This is a genomic window from Curtobacterium sp. NPDC089689 (assembly GCF_044749145.1).
Lineage (GTDB): Bacteria > Actinomycetota > Actinomycetes > Actinomycetales > Microbacteriaceae > Curtobacterium.
In genome coordinates, this window is the sequence record NZ_JBIVHJ010000003.1 from 388,419 (window position 1) to 408,860 (window position 20,442).

17 protein-coding genes are annotated in these 20,442 nt (G+C 71.8%); all 17 read right to left on the bottom strand.

What is annotated here, in order from left to right; all coding sequences use genetic code 11:
* Positions 1-90: 90 nt before the first annotated feature.
* The 17 genes from pyk to fmt all read right to left on the bottom strand — a co-directional run bounded on the left by pyk (position 91) and on the right by fmt (position 20,382).
* Complete coding sequence (pyk, locus tag ACIPYW_RS13465; RefSeq protein WP_058727235.1) at positions 91-1,536, bottom strand: pyruvate kinase; 1,446 nt, start codon at positions 1,534-1,536, stop codon at positions 91-93.
* A 118-nt stretch (positions 1,537-1,654) separates the two neighbouring features.
* Positions 1,655-3,112 (bottom strand): glutamate synthase subunit beta, encoded by a 1,458-nt coding sequence (locus tag ACIPYW_RS13470; protein ID WP_400414343.1) that lies wholly within the window; start codon positions 3,110-3,112, stop codon positions 1,655-1,657.
* On the bottom strand, positions 3,105-7,712 hold the full coding sequence (gene gltB / locus ACIPYW_RS13475) for a glutamate synthase large subunit (protein WP_400414344.1): 4,608 nt from the start codon (positions 7,710-7,712) through the stop codon (positions 3,105-3,107). Before gltB ends, ACIPYW_RS13470 begins: the two co-directional genes overlap by 8 nt.
* 203 nt (positions 7,713-7,915) lie before the next feature.
* Complete coding sequence (gene lgt / locus ACIPYW_RS13480; RefSeq protein ID WP_290131637.1) at positions 7,916-8,899, bottom strand: prolipoprotein diacylglyceryl transferase; 984 nt, start codon at positions 8,897-8,899, stop codon at positions 7,916-7,918.
* A 214-nt stretch (positions 8,900-9,113) separates the two neighbouring features.
* Positions 9,114-9,914 carry a tryptophan synthase subunit alpha gene (gene trpA / locus ACIPYW_RS13485; RefSeq protein WP_400414348.1) on the bottom strand — a complete coding sequence of 267 codons (801 nt, stop codon included), beginning with the start codon at positions 9,912-9,914 and terminating at the stop codon, positions 9,114-9,116.
* Positions 9,911-11,125: a tryptophan synthase subunit beta gene (trpB, locus tag ACIPYW_RS13490; RefSeq protein ID WP_290131635.1), complete on the bottom strand. Its 1,215-nt coding sequence runs from the start codon at positions 11,123-11,125 to the stop codon at positions 9,911-9,913. Before trpB ends, trpA begins: the two co-directional genes overlap by 4 nt.
* Before the next feature lie 112 nt (positions 11,126-11,237).
* Positions 11,238-12,020 carry an indole-3-glycerol phosphate synthase TrpC gene (trpC, locus tag ACIPYW_RS13495; RefSeq protein ID WP_400414816.1) on the bottom strand — a complete coding sequence of 261 codons (783 nt, stop codon included), beginning with the start codon at positions 12,018-12,020 and terminating at the stop codon, positions 11,238-11,240.
* Positions 12,021-12,036: 16 nt separating this feature from the next.
* Positions 12,037-12,276: an HGxxPAAW family protein gene (locus ACIPYW_RS13500; protein ID WP_290131634.1), complete on the bottom strand. Its 240-nt coding sequence runs from the start codon at positions 12,274-12,276 to the stop codon at positions 12,037-12,039.
* Entirely contained in the window at positions 12,263-13,015 is a 753-nt protein-coding gene (locus ACIPYW_RS13505) for a Trp biosynthesis-associated membrane protein (protein WP_400414351.1), read from the bottom strand. Before ACIPYW_RS13505 ends, ACIPYW_RS13500 begins: the two co-directional genes overlap by 14 nt.
* Complete coding sequence (locus ACIPYW_RS13510) at positions 13,012-14,541, bottom strand: anthranilate synthase component I (protein WP_400414353.1); 1,530 nt, start codon at positions 14,539-14,541, stop codon at positions 13,012-13,014. Before ACIPYW_RS13510 ends, ACIPYW_RS13505 begins: the two co-directional genes overlap by 4 nt.
* Entirely contained in the window at positions 14,538-14,921 is a 384-nt protein-coding gene (gene hisI, locus ACIPYW_RS13515) for a phosphoribosyl-AMP cyclohydrolase (protein WP_400414356.1), read from the bottom strand. The genes ACIPYW_RS13510 and hisI overlap by 4 nt, the downstream gene beginning before the upstream one ends.
* Positions 14,922-15,030: 109 nt before the next feature.
* On the bottom strand, positions 15,031-15,837 hold the full coding sequence (gene hisF / locus ACIPYW_RS13520) for an imidazole glycerol phosphate synthase subunit HisF (protein ID WP_400414358.1): 807 nt from the start codon (positions 15,835-15,837) through the stop codon (positions 15,031-15,033).
* Positions 15,834-16,673: an ATP phosphoribosyltransferase gene (hisG, locus tag ACIPYW_RS13525; protein ID WP_290131630.1), complete on the bottom strand. Its 840-nt coding sequence runs from the start codon at positions 16,671-16,673 to the stop codon at positions 15,834-15,836. The genes hisF and hisG overlap by 4 nt, the downstream gene beginning before the upstream one ends.
* Before the next feature lie 75 nt (positions 16,674-16,748).
* Positions 16,749-17,012, bottom strand: a complete 264-nt coding sequence (locus tag ACIPYW_RS13530; protein WP_058726551.1) for a phosphoribosyl-ATP diphosphatase — start codon at positions 17,010-17,012, stop codon at positions 16,749-16,751.
* Between the two features lie 80 nt (positions 17,013-17,092).
* Positions 17,093-17,752: a ribulose-phosphate 3-epimerase gene (rpe, locus tag ACIPYW_RS13535; RefSeq protein WP_400414363.1), complete on the bottom strand. Its 660-nt coding sequence runs from the start codon at positions 17,750-17,752 to the stop codon at positions 17,093-17,095.
* Between the two features lie 141 nt (positions 17,753-17,893).
* Positions 17,894-19,450, bottom strand: coding sequence for an RsmB/NOP family class I SAM-dependent RNA methyltransferase (locus ACIPYW_RS13540; protein ID WP_400414365.1), 1,557 nt, complete (start codon positions 19,448-19,450; stop codon positions 17,894-17,896).
* Complete coding sequence (gene fmt / locus ACIPYW_RS13545; protein ID WP_400414368.1) at positions 19,447-20,382, bottom strand: methionyl-tRNA formyltransferase; 936 nt, start codon at positions 20,380-20,382, stop codon at positions 19,447-19,449. Before fmt ends, ACIPYW_RS13540 begins: the two co-directional genes overlap by 4 nt.
* Between the last annotated feature and the right edge of the window lie 60 nt (positions 20,383-20,442).

The window sequence follows — 20,442 nt, forward strand, 5'->3', positions numbered from 1 at the left end:
GGAGCGGGACGCGACAGGGCGCGGACCGAAGGCCGTGCGGATCACCCGCACCGTGCCTCCCGTCCGCGCCCTGTCCGGACGCGACCGGTGTCAGTCGCGCACGTAGGCCGGTGCGGCCTCGGCGTGCGCGTCCCCGACCCGGTGCACCCGGAGGTCGTTCGTCGACCCCTCGATGCCGGGAGGCGAACCCGCCGTCACGACGACGCGGTCGCCCGGCGCGGCGAGACCGTGCTCGAGGAGGACGTCGTCGACCTGCGAGAACAGCTCGTCGGTGTGGGTCTTCCGGTCGACGAGGAACGAGCGGACGCCCCAGGTGAGCGCCATGCGGCGGCGCGTGGCCTCGTTCGGGGTGAAGGCGATGATCGGCAGGCCGTGACGCAGGCGCGACATGCGACGAGCCGAGTCGCCGGACTCGGTGAACACGCAGAGGTACGACGCCTCGGTGAACTCCGCGATCTCGACGGCCGCGAGGGTGATCGCACCCCCGAGCGTGCGGGGCTTCGTGCCGAGCGGCGCGATGCGCTCGAGGCCGTGGTCCTCGGTGGACTCGACGATGCGGGCCATGGTGCGGACCGTCTGCACCGGGTACTCGCCGACGCTGGTCTCGCCCGAGAGCATCACCGCGTCCGCGCCGTCGAGGACCGCGTTCGCGACGTCGGACGTCTCGGCGCGGGTCGGGATCGGCGACGAGATCATCGACTCGAGCATCTGCGTCGCGACGATGACCGGCTTCGCCATGCGGCGGGCGAGCTCGACCGCGCGCTTCTGCACGATCGGCACCGCCTCGAGCGGGAGCTCCACGCCGAGGTCACCGCGTGCGACCATGATGCTGTCGAAGGCGTCGATGATCTCCTCGAGCGCGTCGACGGCCTGCGGCTTCTCGATCTTCGCGATGACGGGGAGGCGCTTGCCCTCCTCGTCCATGATCTCGTGGGCGCGCTGCACGTCGGCGGCGTTCCGGACGAAGGACAGCGCGATGAGGTCGGCGCCCTGGCGGATCGCCCAGCGGAGGTCGGCCTCGTCCTTCTCGCTCAGAGCGGGGACGTTGACGGCGACACCCGGGAGGTTGATGCCCTTGTTGTTCGACACCGTGCCGGCGACGACGACCTCGGTCCGGACGCGGACCCCGTCGGTGTCGAGCACGCGCAGCCGCACGCGGCCGTCGTCGATGAGGAGCGGGTCGCCGGGCTTGACGTCCTGCGGCAGGCCCTTGAAGGTCGTTCCGCAGATCTCCTTCGAGCCGGGGACGTCCTCGGTCGTGATCGTGAAGACGTCACCGACCGCGAGCTCGTGGGGGCCGTCGGCGAACTTCGCCAGGCGGATCTTCGGGCCCTGCAGGTCGACGAGGATCGCGACGGGCTTGCCGAGCTCCTCGGCGGCGCGACGGACGTTCTCGTAGTTGGCCTCGTGGACGCTGTAGTCACCGTGGCTGAGGTTGAGTCGGGCGACGTCGACGCCCGCCTCGATGATCTCCTTGACGGTCTCGTACTCCGACGTTGCCGGTCCGAGCGTCGAAACGATCTTTGCGCGTCTCAATGGATTCCTTCTGGTGGTGGATGGTGCTTGGGTTTCCGCGCTGTGGGGCCGCGCGGAACGAAGCGAGGCCACCAGCACCCTACCGAGTGCCGGTGGCCCGTCGCTCACTCGTCGTGCATCAGACGGTGATCGCGCGGTCGGTCGCCTTGACCGGCGCCGGCAGGATCGTCGAGCCCTCGAGGTACTCGTCGACCTTCGCGGCGGCGGCACGGCCCTCGGCGATCGCCCACACGATGAGCGACTGCCCGCGACCGGCGTCCCCGGCGACGAAGACGCCCGGCTCGTTGGTGGAGTAGTCGGCCTCGCGGGCGAGCGCTCCGGACGCCGCAGTGGGCAGCCCGAGCTGGGGCTCGATGGTGTCGGTCTCCGGCCCGGTGAAGCCCATGGCGATGAGGACGAGGTCGGCGGGGATCTCGCGCTCGGTGCCGGCCTTCGGGACCCGTCGGCCGTCGAGGTACTCGGTCTCAGCGACACGGAGGGCACGGACCTCGCCGGCCTCGTTGCCGAGGAACTCGACGGTGGAGGCGAGGAAGTGTCGCTCGCCGCCCTCCTCGTGGGCGCTCGTGACCTCGAACACGGTCGGGAACATCGGCCACGGCTGCTCGGACGGACGCTCGAGCGGCGGCTGCTTGCCGATCGCCAGGTTCGTCACGCTGAGGGCGCCCTGCCGGTGCGCGGTGCCGATGCAGTCCGCCCCCGTGTCACCGCCGCCGATCACGACGACGTGCTTGCCCTCGGCCGTGGTCTGGTTGTCGACGGTCGTGCCGGCGTTCGTCTTGTTCTGCTGGACGAGGTAGTCCATCGCGTAGTGGACGCCCGCGAGGTCGCGCCCCGGGATCGGCAGGTCGCGCGGGACCATCGCCCCGGTCGCCACCACGACGGCGTCGTAGCGGGACTTCAGGTCGTCCCAGGTGATGTCTCGCCCGATCTCGACACCCGCGCGGAAGCGGGTGCCCTCGGCCTGCATCTGGGCGAGACGCGCGTCGATCTGGCGCTTCTCCATCTTGAAGTCCGGGATGCCGTAGCGGAGCAGGCCGCCGATCCGGTCGTCGCGCTCGTACACCGCGACCGTGTGGCCGGCGCGGGTCAGCTGCTGCGCGGCCGCGAGCCCGGCCGGGCCGGAGCCGACGACCGCGACGGTCTTGCCCGTCAGGCGCTCGGGCGGGTGCGGCGTGACCCAGCCGTTCTGGAACGCCTCGTCGATGATCGAGACCTCGACCTGCTTGATCGTCACCGGGGGCTGGTTGATGCCGAGCACGCAGGACGCCTCGCACGGCGCCGGGCAGAGCCGACCCGTGAACTCCGGGAAGTTGTTCGTGGCGTGCAGCCGCTCGATCGCCTGCCGACCCTCGCCGCGCCAGGTGAGGTCGTTCCACTCCGGGATGAGGTTGCCGAGCGGGCAGCCCTGGTGGCAGAACGGCACGCCGCAGTCCATGCAGCGACCGGCCTGGCGCTTGAGTGCGCCGGACTCCTGCTGCTCGTAGACCTCTTTCCAGTCCATGAGCCGCACGGGGACGGGGCGTCGCTGCGGGAGCTCGCGCTCCTGCACCTTCAAGAAGCCCTTCGGGTCAGCCATTGGTCGCCTCCAAGATGCGGTTCCAGACGATGTCGCCGTCGGGGTCGAGCCCTTCTTCCACGGCCTGTTGCCGGGTTGCGAGGACCGCCGCGTAGTCGCGCGGCAGCACCTTCACGAAGCCGCTGAGGTCACCGGACTCGAGCAGTTCCGCCGCGACCGTCGACCCCGTCTCGTCGCGGTGTCGCTCGAGCAGGTCGGTGACGATCTCGACGTCGGCGCTGTCGAGCGGCCCGAGACGCAGCTCCCCGCTCGCGAGGGCGTCCTGGTTGACGTCCTCGTCGCGGAGGCCGAGCACGTACGCGGTCCCGCCCGACATGCCGGCGCCGAGGTTCCGCCCGGTCTCGCCGATGATGAGCGCCAGCCCGCCCGTCATGTACTCGAGCGCGTGGTCGCCCACACCCTCGACCACCGCGGTCGCCCCGGAGTTGCGGACCAGGAAGCGCTCGCCCACGATCCCGCGGATGAACATGCTGCCCTGGGTCGCGCCGTACCCGATGACGTTGCCGGCGATGACGTTCTCGGCCGCGTCGAACGCGGACTCGTCGTCGGGGCGGACGATGACCTCGCCGCCGGAGAGGCCCTTGCCGACGTAGTCGTTGCTGTCGCCCACCAGCCGGAGTGTCACGCCCGCGGGCAGGAACGCGCCGAGCGACTGCCCCGCCGAGCCGCGGAGGGTGATGTCGATCGACCCCGCCGGCAACCCGTGCTCGCCGTGGCGGAGGGTCACCTCGTGCCCGAGCATCGTCCCGACCGCGCGCTCCGTGTTGCGGATCGGCAGGTCGAGCGCGACCGAGCCCCCGTGCTCGAGCACGTCGGCGGTGCGCTGGATCAGCTCGACGTCGAAGTGCTCGTCGAGTTCGTGGTCCTGCTCGCGGTGGTGTCGGCGTGGCTCGTCCGCCTCGAACGTCGGCCCCTGCAGCACCGGGCCGAGGTCGAGACCGGAGGCCTTCCAGTGCTGGACGGCGCGGTCGACGTCGAGCACGTCTGCCTGGCCGATCGCCTCGTCGAGCGACCGGAACCCGAGCTCGGCGAGGAGCTCGCGGACCTCCTGTGCGATGAACTCGAAGAAGTTCACCACGTACTCGGCCTTGCCGGAGAACCGGGAGCGGAGCTCCGGGTTCTGCGTCGCGACGCCGACGGGGCACGTGTCGAGGTGGCACACCCGCATGAGGATGCAGCCCTCGACGACGAGCGGAGCGGTCGCGAAGCCGTACTCCTCGGCGCCGAGCAGCGCGGCCACGACGACGTCGCGCCCGGTCTTCATCTGCCCGTCGACCTGCACCACGACGCGGTCGCGCATGCCGTTGAGCATGAGCGTCTGCTGGGTCTCGGCGAGGCCGATCTCCCACGGGGTGCCGGCGTGCTTCAGCGAGTTGAGCGGCGAGGCGCCCGTCCCACCGTCGTGGCCGGACACGAGGACGACGTCGGCGAGGGCCTTCGTCACCCCGGCCGCGACCGCGCCGATGCCGGACTGGCTCACGAGCTTGACGTGCACGCGCGCGGACGGGTTCGCCCGCTTCACGTCGAAGATCAGCTGCTTGAGGTCCTCGATGGAGTAGATGTCGTGGTGCGGCGGCGGCGAGATGAGCCCGACACCGGCGGTCGCGTGCCGGGTGCGGGCGACCCACGGGTAGACCTTCTGCGGAGGCAGCTGCCCGCCCTCGCCGGGCTTGGCGCCCTGTGCCATCTTCAGCTGGATGTCCGTGGCGTGCGTCAGGTACATGCTCGTCACACCGAAGCGGCCGGACGCGACCTGCTTGATCGCGCTCCGACGCTCGGGGTCGAGCAGGCGCTCGACGTCCTCGCCGCCCTCACCCGTGTTCGACCGGGCACCGAGACGGTTCATCGCGATCGCGAGGGTCTCGTGGGCCTCCTGCGAGATCGACCCGTACGACATGGCGCCCGTGTTGAACCGCTTCACGATCGATTCGATCGGCTCGACCTCGTCGAGCGGCACCGGCTGGCGGGCGCCGTCCTTGAAGCGGAACAGCCCGCGGAGCGTCATCAGCGCCTCGGACTGGTCGTCCACGGCCTTCGAGTACTCGCGGAAGATGTCGTAGCGGCGGGCGCGCGTGGCGTGCTGCAGGCGGAACACCGTGTCCGGGTTGAAGAGGTGCGGCGGGCCCTCGCGTCGCCACTGGTACTCGCCGCCGGTCTGCAGCCGCTCGTGCGAGAGCACCGCGCCGTCCTGCGGGTAGGCCTGGGCGTGCCGTTCGGCGTTCTCGCGGGCGATCACGTCGACGTCGACGCCGCCGAGGATCGACGACGTGCCGGTGAAGTACCGGTCGACGAACTCCTGGGACAGACCGACCGCCTCGAACGCCTGGGCGCCCGCGTAGCTCGACACCGTCGAGATGCCCATCTTGGACATGATCTTCAGCACGCCCTTGCCGAGCGCCTTGATGACGTTCCGGACGGCCTGCTCGGGCGTGATGCCCGTGATCATCCCGGCGCGGACGAGGTTCTCGCACGTCTCCATCGCGAGGTACGGGTTGATCGCCGAGGCGCCGTAGCCGATCAGGGTGGCCACGTGGTGCACCTCGCGCACGTCGCCGGCCTCGACGATCAGGCCGACCTTCATGCGCTGCTCGGTGCGGATCAGGTGGTGGTGCACGGCAGCGAGCAGCAGGAGGCTCGGGACCGGGGCGTTCTCGGCGTTGCCGTCGCGGTCGGACAGCACGATGAACTGCTTGCCCGACTCGATGGCGGCGTCGACCTCGGCACAGACCGCGTCGATGCGCTTCTGCATCGCGGCCTCGCCGTCGTCGACCCGGTAGAGGCCCTTGATCGTGACGGTGAGGTGCCGTCCCGACGCGGTCTCGAAGTGCTGGATCTTCGCGAGCTCGTCGTTGTCGATGACCGGGAAGCCGAGCACGATCTGCTTCGCGTGCTCCGGGCCGGCGGACAGGAGGTTGCGCTCCGGACCGAGACCCATGCCCATCGAGGTGATGACCTGCTCGCGGATGGAGTCGAGCGGCGGGTTCGTCACCTGCGCGAACTGCTGCGTGAAGTAGTCGAAGAGCAGCCGCGGCCGCTGGGAGAGGACCGCGATGGGCGTGTCCGAACCCATCGCACCGAGCGGCTCCGCGCCGGTCTGGGCCATCGGGCGGAGGAGGATCCGCACTTCCTCCTCGGTGTAGCCGAACGCTCGCTGCCGTCGGGTCACCGAGGCCGGCGTGTGCACGATGTGCTCGCGCTCCGGCAGGTCCGCGAGGTTGATCCGACCGGACTCGAGCCACTCGCTCCACGGGCCCGACCCGGCGAGCGACCGCTTGACCTCGTCGTCCTCGATGATGCGACCGGCCTCGGTGTCGACCAGGAACATCCGACCAGGACGCAGGCGGCCCTTGCGGACGACCTTCGCGGCCGGGACGTCGATGACACCCGTCTCGGAGCCCATGACGATGAGTCCGTCGTCCGTGACGAGGAAGCGACCCGGACGCAGGCCGTTCCGGTCGAGGGTCGCGCCGACGAGCGTGCCGTCGGTGAAGGTGATCGCGGCGGGGCCGTCCCACGGCTCCATGAGCATCGAGTGGTACTCGTAGAAGGCACGGAGCTCGGGGTCCATACCGGTCTGGTTCTCCCACGCCTCCGGCACCATCATCGACACCGCGTGCGGCAGCGACCGACCGGTCAGGCTGAGGAGCTCGAGGACCTCGTCGAACGAGGCCGAGTCACTTGCACCGGGGCTGACGATCGGCAGCAGCGGCGCCATGTCACCGAGCAGCTCGCTCTGGAGTTGCGACTGCCGCGCCCGCATCCAGTTGCGGTTGCCGCGGACGGTGTTGATCTCGCCGTTGTGCGCGAGAGTGCGGAACGGCTGCGCGAGCGGCCACGACGGGAAGGTGTTCGTGGAGTACCGCGAGTGCACGATCGCGAGCTTCGACGCGAAGCGCTCGTCGCTGAGGTCCGGGTAGAACGGCTCGAGCTGCAGCGTCGTGACCATGCCCTTGTAGACCATGGTCCGGCTCGACAGCGACATGAAGTAGACCTCCACGTCGTGCTCGGCACGCTTGCGGAGGCGGAATGCCTGGCGGTCGAGGGCGATCCCGTGCCAGGCAGCACCGTGCACGTCGTGCCGGTTCGACGCGACGAACAGCTGGGCGAACGCGGGCATGGCGGCACGGGCGAGCGTGCCGAGGACCTCCGGACGCACCGGGACCTCCCGCCAGCCGAGGACACGCAGGCCTTCTTCGCGTGCGATCCGCTCGACGGCGCCCTGCACACGGTGGCGGTCGTCCTCGTCGAGGGGCAGGTAGGCGGTCCCGACGGCGTACTCCCCCGCCGCTGGCAGGTCGAACGACACCTCGTCGCGCAGGAAGGCGTCCGGCACCTGGCAGAGGATGCCCGCACCGTCGCCGGTCCCGGCGTCCGACCCGACGGCACCGCGGTGCTCGAGGTTGCGGAGCGCACCAAGGGCGGCGTCGACGATGTCGTGCCCGGCGGTGCCGCGGAGCGTCGCGACCATCGCGAGCCCGCAGGCGTCCTTCTCGTTCGCCGGGTCGTACATGCCGGTGGCGTCGGGGACGGCCGAGAACCGGCGGTGCGGGGGCAGGAGCGACGACGCGGCGCTGCGCGTCTGGTCTGGCTGGTGCGCCATGGGGAACCGTCCTCACGAGGATGGGAACAGGGACAGCGGTGGCCCGGTGGTGCGTTCCGCCCGGACGGGCGGGACAGGTGCCCGTCCGTGCCGACGGCGGGTTGCCCCGTCGGCACGGGTGGTGTGGAGCCCGGTTCGTGGCGGGCGGTGGTCGGTCGGCGTCCGGTCCGGGGCGCTCGGAGCTCGCTGCGGGGCGCCGAGCGCTAGGACCGGGTGGTGCCGACCGGGTCGGCGGCGACGGCTGCAGGCTCGTCGTCGTGCTCCGACCAGGTGTCGTCCGAGTCTACATCGGCGCGTGCGTCGGGCCCGCGACCGGGCAGGTACGGCGAGGGCTCCTTGCCGGTGTGTCGCCGCGACTGCACAAGGAAGATGACGATGCCGAGCAGGACCGCCGCGAGGGCCATCCAGACGTTCGTGCGGACACCGAAGAAGGTCTCGCTCGTGTCGACACGGATCGACTCGAGGACCGAGCGGCCCGCGCCGTACCAGATCAGGTAGAGCGCCATGACCTTGCCCCACTGCAGCGTGAACTTCCGCGCGAGGAAGAGGATGACGAGCACGCCGAGGACGTTCCAGATGATCTCGTAGAGGAACGTCGGCTGGAAGAGGGTGCCCTCCGGCAGGCCCTTCGGGTACGCGGCGTTGGTCGACTCGATCTCGAGGCCCCACGGCAGGCTCGTCGGCATGCCGAACAGCTCGTGGTTGAAGTAGTTGCCGAAGCGCCCGAACGCCTGCGCGAGCAGCACACCCGGCGCGATCGCGTCGATGAAGGTCGTGAAGCGGAGGCCGACCTGGCGGCAGCCGATGAACGCGCCGACGGAGCCGAGGATGAGCGCGCCGAAGATGGCGAGCCCGCCCTCCCAGATGTACAGGAACGACCACGGGTCGCGCCCGGGCCCGAAGTAGTCGCTGACGTGCGTGAACACGTGGAAGAGGCGGCCACCGATGATGCCGGCGGGGACGGCCCAGATCGCGATGTCGATGATGATCCACCGCTCGACACCGCGGGCGTTCAGCCGGTGGTTCGCCATCACGACGGCGACGACGATGCCGATGAGGATGCAGATCGCGTACGCGTGGATGCGGAAGTCGAGCGGCAACGACCAGCCGAACGCGTCGCGGAGCCAGGCGGTCACGTCGAAGTACTGCCAGGCGGTGCTCGGGCTCGGGATGCTCAGGAGGGGCATGGAGGTGCGGTCGCCTTTCGGTGCTTGCTGGCCTGGCCGCCGTCCGGCGCGGCCTCGATCACTGTAGCGCGGACCACCGGCCCGCCATGACCGTCGTGGACGGTCCTGTGGAAATCGTGACGGTCGGTTTCTTCCCTGGGAACGACCGACTGGAGGCCCGGATCACGTGACCGGCTCCGCTCACGTGATCCGGGCCTCCAGGAGGTGCCGTCCGTCAGCGGCGCTGCGCGCCGCTCGTGAGGTCCGCCGCGCGGTCGGCGACGCCCTGCACTCCCAGGTCGGCGAGGGCACGGACGAACGCCGAACCGACGATCGCGCCGTCGGCGTACTCGAGGACCTCCGCGACCTGGTCGGCCGTCGAGATGCCGAGCCCGACGCACGTGCGCTCGACACCGGCGTCCCGCAGGCGCGACACAACGGTCCGCGCGGCAGCGTCGACCCCGACGCGCGCACCCGTCACACCCATGGTCGACACGGCGTACACGAAGCCGCGGCTCGACTCGACGGCCTGGTGCATGCGCGCGTCCGTCGAGGACGGCGCGGCGAGGAAGACACGGTCGAGGTGGGTGCGCTCCGAGGCGTCCATCCACTCGCGGGCCTCGTCCGGGATGAGGTCCGGCGTGATGAGCCCGGACGCACCGGCGGCGACCAGGTCGTCGGCGAAGCGGTCGACGCCGTAGCGCAGCACCGGGTTCCAGTACGTCATCACGAGCACCGGGACGTCGGCCCTACTCGTGATCTGGTCGACCGCGTCGAAGACCTGCGCGACACGGAAACCGTTCGCCAGGCTCTCCTCCGCGGCGCGCTGGATGACCGGGCCGTCCATCACCGGGTCGGAGTACGGCAGACCGAGCTCGATGACGTCCACGCCGTTCTCGGCGAGGGCGACCGCCGAGTCGACGCTCGTCTGCAGGTCCGGGAAGCCGGCGGGCAGGTAGCCGACGACGGCTCCGGCGCGCTCGGTGTTGGCGGCGTCGATGGTCGACGCGACCGAGGTGTTCGTGTTCGTGCTCACAGCTGCACCGCGTTCTCGTCGAGGATGCCGAAGTACCGGCTGGCGGAGGCCACGTCCTTGTCGCCGCGGCCGGACAGGTTGACCAGGATGACGCCGTCGGGGCCGAGTTCCTTGCCGAGCTTGATCGCACCGGCGAGGGCGTGCGACGACTCGATCGCGGGGAGGATGCCCTCGGTGCGGCTGAGGAGGCGGAAGGCCTCCATCGCCTCGGCGTCGGTGATCGGCTCGTACTTCGCGCGTCCGATCGCTGCGAGGTGCGCGTGCTGCGGTCCGACGCTCGGGTAGTCGAGCCCGGCGGAGATGCTGTGGCTCTCGATCGTCTGGCCGTCCTCGTCCTGCATGAGGTAGGACTTCGTGCCCTGGAGGACACCGGTCCGGCCGAGCGAGATGCTCGCGGCGTGGCGACCCGTCTCGATGCCGTCGCCACCGGCCTCGTAGCCGTACAGGGCGACGGACTCGTCGTCGAGGAAGGCGTCGAAGATGCCCATCGCGTTCGAACCCCCACCGACGCACGCGGCGACGGCGTCGGGCAGCCGGCCGACCTTGTCGAGTACCTGCTGTCGGGCCTCGTCCCCGATCACCTTGTGGAACTCACGGACCATCTCGGGGAACGGGTGCGGACCAGCGACCGTGCCGAGCAGGTAGTGCGTGTGCTCGACGTTCGCGACCCAGTCCCGCAGGGCGTCGTTGATGGCGTCCTTGAGCGTGCGGGAGCCGGTCTCCACGGGGATGACCTCGGCGCCGAGCAGCCGCATGCGTGCGACGTTCAGGGCCTGGCGCTCCGTGTCGACCGCGCCCATGTAGACGACGCAGTCCATGCCGAACAGCGCGGCGGCCGTGGCGGTCGCGACGCCGTGCTGCCCGGCGCCGGTCTCCGCGATGAGGCGGGTCTTGCCGAGCCGCTTCGCGACGAGCGCCTGGCCGAGCACGTTGTTGATCTTGTGCGAGCCGGTGTGGTTGAGGTCCTCGCGCTTGAGGATGATCCGGGCACCGCCGGCGTGCTTCGCGAACCGGGGCACCTCGGTGATGATCGACGGGCGTCCGGTGTAGTCGCGCTGCAGATCGTCGAGCTCCTGCCGGAACGCCGGGTCCGCCCAGGCCTCGCGGAAGGCCGCCTCGAGCTCGTCGAGCGCCAGGACGAGGGACTCGGGGACGAACCGTCCGCCGAAGTCGCCGAAGTAGGGGCCGTGCTGATCGCGGAGCGAGGTCACGAGATGCCTTCCGTGCGGGGTCCGGGACTGCCGGACCGGGTGGGTCGTTGCGGGGCCGGGGGTCGACGGTCCCCGGGAGCCGGACGTCGTCTCGGTGCCCGCCCGTCCTGTGTCAGGACCGGGCGGCGGCGATGAACGACGCGAGCGTGGCGGCGGGGTCGTCGCCCGTGACGAGCGCCTCCCCCACCAGGACGACGTCGGCACCGGCGGAACGGTAGTGCGCGACGTCGGCGGGACCGGCGACGGCGGACTCGGCGACGCGGACCACACCGTCGGGGATGCGGTCGGCGAGCGAGCCGAACAGGTAGCGGTCGAGCGAGAAGTCGGTGAGGTCCCGGGCGTTGACGCCGAGGATGCGGGCACCGGCGTCGAGACCACGCGAGACCTCGTCGGCGGAGTGCGCCTCCACCAGCACGCGCATCCCGAGCTCCTCGGCCAGGCCGTGCAGCTCGACGAGCCGCGGCTGCTCGAGGGCCGCCACGATGAGCAGCACGACGTCGGCACCGGCAGCCCGTGCCTCGACGACCTGGTACGGGTCGGCGATGAAGTCCTTGCGGAGCACCGGCACGCCCACCCGGGCCTTGACGGCCTCGAGGTCGGCCAGGCTGCCGAGGAACTTCCGGCCCTCGGTCAGGACGCTGATCGTGGACGCACCGCCACGCTCGTACTCCGCGGCGAGGGCCGCGGGGTCGGCGATCGGGGCCATCGAGCCGCGGGACGGGCTCGCACGCTTGACCTCGGCGAGGATCTTCACGTCGTCGCCGGGGGCGAGGAACGTCAGCGCGTCGAGGGGCGACGCCACCCGGTCGAGGTCGCGTTCGACGTCCGCGTACGGACGGTCGGCGCGACGGGCGGCCGCGTCCTCGAGCGCGCCCGCGACGAGGGTCTCGAGCACGTTCGGCATGGTCGGACTACTCGCCGTGGTGCTTCGGGACGAACTTCGGGCCGTTGACGCCGTAGCCGGCCTTCGCCATGACGGCGCCGACGACGAGGCCGACGACCACGACCGCGGCGGAGATCCACACGCCGATCGGCTGGTCGAACCAGAAGAAGAGCGTCCCAGCCGCGAAACCGATCAGCATGATGACGACGGCCGTCCAGGCTGCCGGCGAGTGGCCCTCGCCGAGTTCTGCGGGCTCAGTGTTGCTCACGGTGCTCCTCGTTCTGCTCCGGCGTCGTCGGTCGATCGCCGTGTTCCAACCCTACCGCGTCGACCGTGGCGGTCCCGGCACGCTCGCCGTCGGCGGACGGCGTGCGGTCAGCGCCGTGCGGACCGTCGGCGGACGGGTCGGTCGGGTCCGTGCCGGCCGACAGGTCGTCCCAGTCGGTCACGGCGTCGCGCTGCGTCGCGGTGGCACGTGCGTCCGCCGCCGCGCCCGCGGTCGCCGCGCCGTACTTGCGGCTCGGCCCCGGCCACGCGCGCTGCACGAACAGCACGACGATCCCGAGCACCACCGCCAGCACGCCGCCGGCGATCCCCACCGCGGGCCACGCCGTGACGTCCACCGAGGACACGACACGCCGGACACCGGCGAGGTCGCTCACCCCCGCGACCTCGCCGATCGCCGCACGGGCGGACGCGACCGGGTCACGGAGCGCGGACGCCCCGGTGACCACGACGGCGACGCCGAGGAGCACCTCGACCACGGCGAGCACGACCCGCAGCACCCGTCCCGCGATCGTCAACGCGAGGAACAGCGCCAGGCTGGCGATCGCGAGCGCGGTGTACTGCGGCACGGTCTTCGACCCGTCGGCGGTCACGGTGGCGACCACGGCCGACCCCGCGCGCAGGTGCACGGTGAACCACGTCTGGGTCCACGACAGCATGACGATGCCGGCGACCAGCAGCCCGGCGACCACGACGAGTGGACGGGAGCGCCGGAGGGTCACGATCGCACCTCGCGCATCCGGTTCGCCGTCGCGACCGCACGCAGCGGCGCCGCCGCCTTGTTGACGGTCTCCGTGTGCTCGGTCGCCGGGTCCGAGTCGGCGACGAGGCCGGCTCCGGCCTGCACCCGTGCGACGCCGTCCTGGATCATCGCGGTCCGGATGGCGATCGCGAGGTCGGCGTCACCCGCGAAGTCGAAGTAGCCCACGACCCCGGCGTACGCGCCACGCTTGGCCGGCTCCAGCTCGTCGATGATCTCGAGCGCGCGCGGCTTCGGTGCCCCCGACAGCGTGCCGGCCGGGAACGTCGCTCGGAACACGTCGATCGCCGAGGCGTCCGGGCGCACGGCACCCTCGACGCTGGACACGAGGTGCATGATGTGGCTGAACCGCTCGACCGTCATGAACTCGGTGACCGCGACGGTGCCCGGCTCGCACACCTTCTGCAGGTCGTTGCGTGCGAGGTCGACGAGCATGAGGTGCTCCGCGCGCTCCTTCGGGTCCTCGAGGAGGTCCTCGCCGAAGCGCACGTCCTCCTCCGGCGTCGCACCACGCGGACGTGACCCGGCGATCGGGTGCGTGATGGCCCGACCGGCCTGCACCTTCACCAGCGCCTCCGGTGAGGCGCCGACGATCCAGAACGGGTCGTCGTGGGTGTCGCAGAGCGCGAGGAAGTACATGTACGGGCTCGGGTTCAGCGTCCGCAGGACCCGGTAGACGTCGAGCGGGTCCGCGGTGACCTCGTGGTCGAACCGCTGCGAGATGACCACCTGGAAGACGTCGCCGTCGCGGATGAACTCCTTCGAGCGCTGCACCGCGGCCATGTACTCGTCCGGGGTCGACCGGTGGGAGGGGGTCGGTTCGGCGATGTCGAAGGCCTCGGCCACGGTCGCGACCGTGGGCTGGACGAGGTCGGCCTGCATCCGGTCGAGTCGTGCCTGGGCGTCCGCCCACATCGTGTCGGCGTCGTCCTCACCGTCGTTGAGCACGCTCGCGACGAGCAGGACGAGCCCCGTGCGGTGGTCGAGCGCGGCCAGCTCGGACACGAACGCCAGGGCCTGCCCTGGCACGTCGAAGTCGGCCGCGGGCACGTTCGGCAGGTGTTCCAGCTGTCGGACGGCTTCCCACCCGATGAACCCGACGGTCCCGCCGACGAGCGGCGGCGTACCGGGGACGCGCGGCGTTGCCCACCGCTCGTGCAGCCGGGCGAGGACGTCGAGCGGCGCGCCGTCGAGCGAGTCGACCGCACGCGAGGCGGGGATGCCGGTGTCGATCCAGACGGCACGGTCGTCGTCCTGGGTGAGCACACCGAAGCTCCGCACGCCGACGAAGGACCAGCGCGACCACAGGCCGCCCTGCCCGGCGGACTCGAGCAGGAACGACCCCGGTCGGCCGTCGGCGAGCTTGCGGTAGACGCCGACCGGGGTCTCGCTGTCGGCGAAGAGCGCGCGGACCACGGATACGACGCGGTGGTCGGCGAGGAGTCCGTCGAACTCCTCGCGCCGGGTGGAGTGCGGCTGGTCGGTCATCGGGAGGCCTCCGGAGCGGTCGCCGTGACGGGCGAGAGAGGATCGACGTCGAAGCAGGCGTGCGCGCCCGTGTGGCACGCGGCACCGACCTGCTGCACGGTCACGAGCAGGGTGTCGTCGTCGCAGTCGAGCGCCGCGGCACGCACGTACTGCGCGTGCCCGGAGGTGTCGCCCTTGCGCCAGTACTCCTGCCGCGAGCGGGACCAGAAGGTCACCCGCCCCTCGGTCAGGGTGCGGCGGAGGGCTTCCCGGTCCATGTACCCGAGCATGAGGACGTCCTTCGACGTTTCCTCCTGCACGATGGCGGGGAGCAGGCCGTCCGCACCGAATCGCACGCGGTCGAGGACCGCGTCGGTGCTGGCGCTGGTGCTGTCGGTCATGAGGTTCCTAGCCTACGGCGTGCCACGCGGGACCACGCGGGGTGTGGAAGACCGGACGGGAGGCCCGTGGCGGTGCCGCCACGGGCCTCCCGTCCGTCAGCGGGTCGGTTCAGCGGACGAGTTCGCCCGCGGCGCGCAGCGCCGCCTTGACGTCGCCGATCGTCATCTCGCCGCGGTGGAAGACGCTCGCGGCGAGGACCGCGTCGGCACCCGCCTCGACGGCCGGGGCGAAGTGGTCGAGGTGACCGGCGCCACCCGAGGCGATCACCGGGACCGACGCGACCGCTCGCACGGCGGCGACGAGCTCGAGGTCGAACCCGTTCTTCGTGCCGTCGGCGTCGATGGAGTTGACGAGGAGTTCCCCCGCACCGCGCTCCACCGCTTCGCGCGCCCACGCGATCGCGTCGAGGTCGGACTCGGTGCGACCGCCGTGGGTGGTGACCACGAAACCGGACGGCATCCGGTCGGAACGCTTGATGTCGAGCGACAGCACGACCGCCTGCGCGCCGAAGCGGTCAGCGATCTCGCCGACGAGCTCCGGGCGGGCGATCGCGGCGCTGTTCACACCGATCTTGTCGGCACCGCACTGCTGCAGGCGCGCGACGTCGTCGACGCTCCGGACGCCGCCACCCACCGTGAGCGGGATGAAGACCTGCTCGGCGGTCCGGGTGACCGTGTCGTACATCGTCGCGCGGTTCTCGACCGTGGCACCGACGTCGAGGAACGTCAGCTCGTCGGCACCCTGCTCGTAGTACCGCGCGGCGAGCTCGACGGGGTCGCCGGCGTCCTGCAGGTCGAGGAAGTTGACGCCCTTCACGACGCGACCGCCCTGGACGTCGAGGCACGGGATCACACGGACCGCGACGCCGCCCTCGCGAGCCGGGGTCCCCGAGGCACCGGACACCGCGGCGTTCACAGGCGTGCCGCGTGGATCGAGCTGACCAGGATCGCCCGGGCGCCGAGCTCGTACAGCGAGTCCATGATCTGGTTCATGTCCGAGCGCGGGATCATCACGCGCACCGCGGACCAGTCGCGACCGTGCAGGGGCGACACCGTCGGGGACTCCATGCCGGAGGCGATCGCGGTGGCGTCGGGCACGAGCGACGTCGGGATGTCGTAGTCGAGCATGACGTAGCCCCGCGCCACGAGGACGCCGTGCAGGCGTCGGCGGAGGACGTCGATGCCCGGGCGGGCCTCGTCGGTGGCGATGAGGACGGCGGTCGACTCGAGGATGACCGGCCCGAAGATCTCGAGCCCGGCCTGCCGCAGCGTGCTGCCCGTCGAGACCACGTCCGCGACGGCGTCGGCGACCCCGAGTCGGACCGCGCTCTCGACCGCGCCGTCGAGCTTCACGAGCGTCGCGGTGACACCGTGCTTCGCGAGGAAGTCGCCCACGAGGCCGGGGTAGCTCGTCGCCACCCGCACGCCCTCGAGGTCCTGGAGCGACCCGAAGCGTCCCGGTGCCCCGGCGAACCGGAACGTCGAGCCGGCGAAGTCGAGCGCGTCGACCTCGTGCGCCTCGGACCCGGAGTCGAGCAGCAGGTCGCGGCCGGTGATGCCGACGTCGAGCGCGCCCGAGCCGACGTAGGTCGCGATGTCACGCGGACGGAGGAAGAAGAACTCGACCCCGTTCCGCTCGTCGATGAGGTGGAGCGCCTTCGGGTCGCGGCGGCCGGCGTACCCGGCCTCCCGGAGCATCTCGGAGGCGGTCTCGGACAGTGAGCCCTTGTTGGGCACGGCGATGCGGAGCATCAGGGGTCTGCTTTCTGGAGGAGGGTCGGTGACTGCTGTCGGGTGCGGACCACGCCCGTGGGCGCGGAGTGCGTCCTACAGATGTCGCCAGACGTCCGCCGGGGTGAGTCCCTTCGCGACCATGAGCACCTGGAGGTGGTAGATCAGCTGCGAGATCTCCTCCGAGGTGCGCTCGTCGCCCTCGTACTCGGCCGCCATCCAGACCTCGGCTGCCTCTTCCACGATCTTCTTGCCGATCTGGTGCACGCCGGCGTCCAGTTCGGCGACGGTGCCGGAGCCCTCGGGGCGCGTGCGCGCCTTCTCGGTCAGCTCCGCGAACAGGTCGTCGAACGTCTTCACGGGGTCCAGGCTACCGTCCTGCGTCGGCTCGCCGACCGCACCGTCCGGACGGGAGGCACGGGTCGCGTCGTCCGCGTCGGTCACGATCGGGCTGCTGCCGCGGCTCCGCGGAGGTCCGCGATCCGCTGCGCCGGCTCGCCGCCGTAGACGGCCGACCCCGCGACGAGCGTGTCGGCGCCGCTGCGGACCGCCTCGGGAACGGTGTCCACCGCGATGCCACCGTCGACCTCGAGCCAGACGTCGAGGCCCGACGCGTCGACCGCCGCGCGGGCGTCCGCGAGCTTGGGCATCACCGACGGCATGAACGCCTGACCACCGAAGCCGGGCTCGACGGTCATGAGCAGGATCATGTCGTAGGCGTCGAGGTGGTGGAGCACCTGCGTGATCGGGGTACCGGGCTTCACCGCGACCGCGGCACGGGCACCGTTCGACCGGATGGCCGCCGCTGTGGCGACCGGGTCGGAGGCGGCCTCGAAGTGGAACGTGACGCTCGACGCCCCGGTCTCGGCGTACTTCGGCGCCTCGGTGTCGGCGTCGGTGATCATCAGGTGCACGTCGAGCGGCACCGGGGAGACCTCCTGCAGACGCTGCACGATCGGCAGGCCCAGGGTGAGGTTCGGCACGAAGTGGTTGTCCATCACGTCGACGTGCACCAGGTCGGCGGTCTCGATGCGGTGGAGCTCGCGCTCGAGGTTCGCGAAGTCGGCGGACAGGATGCTCGGCGAGATGCGGATCGTCACCCGGCAACCCTACCGGCGGCGGTGGTGCCCCGAGACTTGGTTCGGGCTCCGCGAGACTCGGTCTCAGCGACGGTTCTCGGGTTCCGCGGCACGAGAACTGTCGCTCAGCGCGAGACTCAGCGTCGCAGCCGCGCCGCCCGCTCAGCCCACGCGGCGGAACAGCGCCACGAACATCGCGTCGGTGCCGATCCGGTGCGGCCACAGTTGCGCGACCGGGCCGTCCGCCACCTGCGGGTCCCGCACGGCCACCGCCCGCAGGACGCCCGCGGTGTCGAGCTGCTCGAGCACACCGGGGTGCCGCTCGAGCACGGCGTCGACCTGCCCGCGGGTCTCCGCGAGGTGCGGTGAGCACGTGACGTAGGCCAGGGTGCCGCCCGGGGCGAGCACCCGGACGGCGGCGTCGAGCAGCTCGGCCTGGAGCGCGGCGAGGTCCGGCACGTCCTCGGGCTGCTTGCGCCACCGGGCCTCCGGGCGGCGCCGGAGTGCTCCGAGCCCGGTGCACGGCGCGTCGAGCAGGACGCGGTCGTACTGCACGCCCGCACCGTCACCACCGAAGCGTCGCCCGTCGCCCTCGACCACGGTCACGCCGTCGCCGAAGCCCGCGAGGGCCTTCCGCACGAGCCCCGCCCGCGCCGGTACGAGTTCGTTCGCGACGAGGTGCGCGCCGCCGACCGCGGCCTCGGCGGCGAGCAGCGCCGCCTTGCCCCCGGGTCCGGCGCACATGTCGAGCCACCGCTCCCCCGGTCGCACGGCGGACGACCGGCTGAGCGCGAGGGCGGCGAGCTGCGAGCCCTCGTCCTGCACGCGGAGCCGGCCGGCGGCGACACCCGGCACGCGGGCGGGGTCACCGGACACGCCGCGGATGCCGGTGGGTGAGACCGGGAGCAGGTCGGCGTCAGCCCGGACGGGAGGCACGGTGCCGGTCGCGTCGTCGGCCGCCGGCACGTCGTCGGTCCCGTCCACCGCCTCGCCGCCGTCCACGGCAGCGCCGTCGGTCGGGTCAGCCGCAGCGCCGTCGGTCGGGTCGGCCGCAGCGCCGTGCGACCCGGTCGCGGTGGCGACGTCGTCGTCCGTCGCGAGCCCGGGGAGCGCGGCGAGCTGCACCCGTGGTGCGACGTTGTCGGCCGCGAGCAAGGCCGCGAGCTCGTCCCGGGACCGTTCGGCGGCGAGGGCGTCCCGCAGCGCCGACACGACCCACGTCGGGTGGGACCACCGCGTCGCCAGGAGCGCATCGCCACCACGGCCCTCGGTGATCGCGGCGTCCCACTCGGCGTCGGTCCGTGCGGCGACCTTCCGCAGCACGGCGTTGACGAAGCCGGTGGCCCGGCGGGCGCCGACCTCGCGGGCGAGCTCGACCGTCGCGGAGACCGCGGCGTGCGTCGGGGTGCGCATGCCGAGCAACTGGTGGGTGCCGAGGCGCATCACGTCGAGGACGTCGGCCTCGATGTTCTCGACCCGACGGCCGGACGCGATACCGACGATCGCGTCGTAGCGGCCGAGCATCCGGATCGATCCGTACGTGAGCTCGGTCGCGAACGCAGCGTCACGCGCCGCGAGCCCGGCACGGCGGATCCGGGCGGGCAGCAGGAGGTTGGCGTACGCGTCGTCGACCTGCACGGCGCGGAGGACGTCGTACGCCACCCGCCGGGCCGACGTCGGACGCGGTCCCCGGCTGCGCTGGGCTCCGGCGGTGTTCATGCGAGGACCTTCCCGTCGAGCTGGCCGAGCCCTCGGGCCCAGGCTGCGGCGTCCATCGCCTTCTTGCCGGCGGGCTGCACCTCGGTGAGCACGAGCGGGTCGTCGGCCGTGCCGACCAGCAGCCGGCCGTCGACCAGGCGGAGCGCGCCGGGCGCGAGGTGCGGGGTGGAGGAGGGCGCGCCTCCCGGCTGCAGTGCGGTGCGGAGCAGCTTGACGCGCGTCTCGCCGAGGTGGGCGAAAGCGCCGGGCTCGGGCGTGACGCCACGGATCCGTGCGTGGACGTGGACGGCGGGCTCGTCGAAGCGGACGTGCGCGTCCTCGGCCGTGGGCTTGGGCGCGAGGGTGACGTCGCCGGTCTGCTCGGTGGCGACCGCGGTGCCGGCCGCGAGGTCGTCGACGACCCGTGTGACGACCTCGGCGCCGGTCTCCGCCATCGCGGCGAGGACGTCACCGCTCGTCGCGTCGGGGTCGATCGTGAACGGCTCCGACGCGTACACGGGGCCGGCGTCGAGTGCCTCGACGAGCTGGAACACCGTGGCGGCCGTGTCCGTGTCGCCGGCCATCACCGCACGTTGGACGGGCGCGGCGCCGCGGTACGCCGGCAGGTCGGAGAAGTGCAGGTTCACCCAACCGAGCCGCGGGGTGTCGAGCGCGGGACGGCGGAGCAGCGCGCCGTAGGCGACGATCACGCCGAGGTCGGGCTCCAGCGCGGCGAGCTCGGCCGTGACCGCGTCGTCGACCCGGGACGCCTCGATCACCGGCAGACCGAGTTCCGCGGCGACCTGAGCGACCGGCGTCGGCGTCAGGACCCGCTTGCGACCCTGCGGTGTCGCGGGGCGGGTGAGCACCGCGACGATCTCGTGGTCGGACGCCGCGAGTCGGCGGAGGGTGGGGACGGCCGCAGCGGGGCTGCCGGCGACGACGAGACGCATGGGGTCCATCGTCCCACGGCCACGCAGGCGGACGTCACGCTCGTGCGGTGCGCGCGCGGC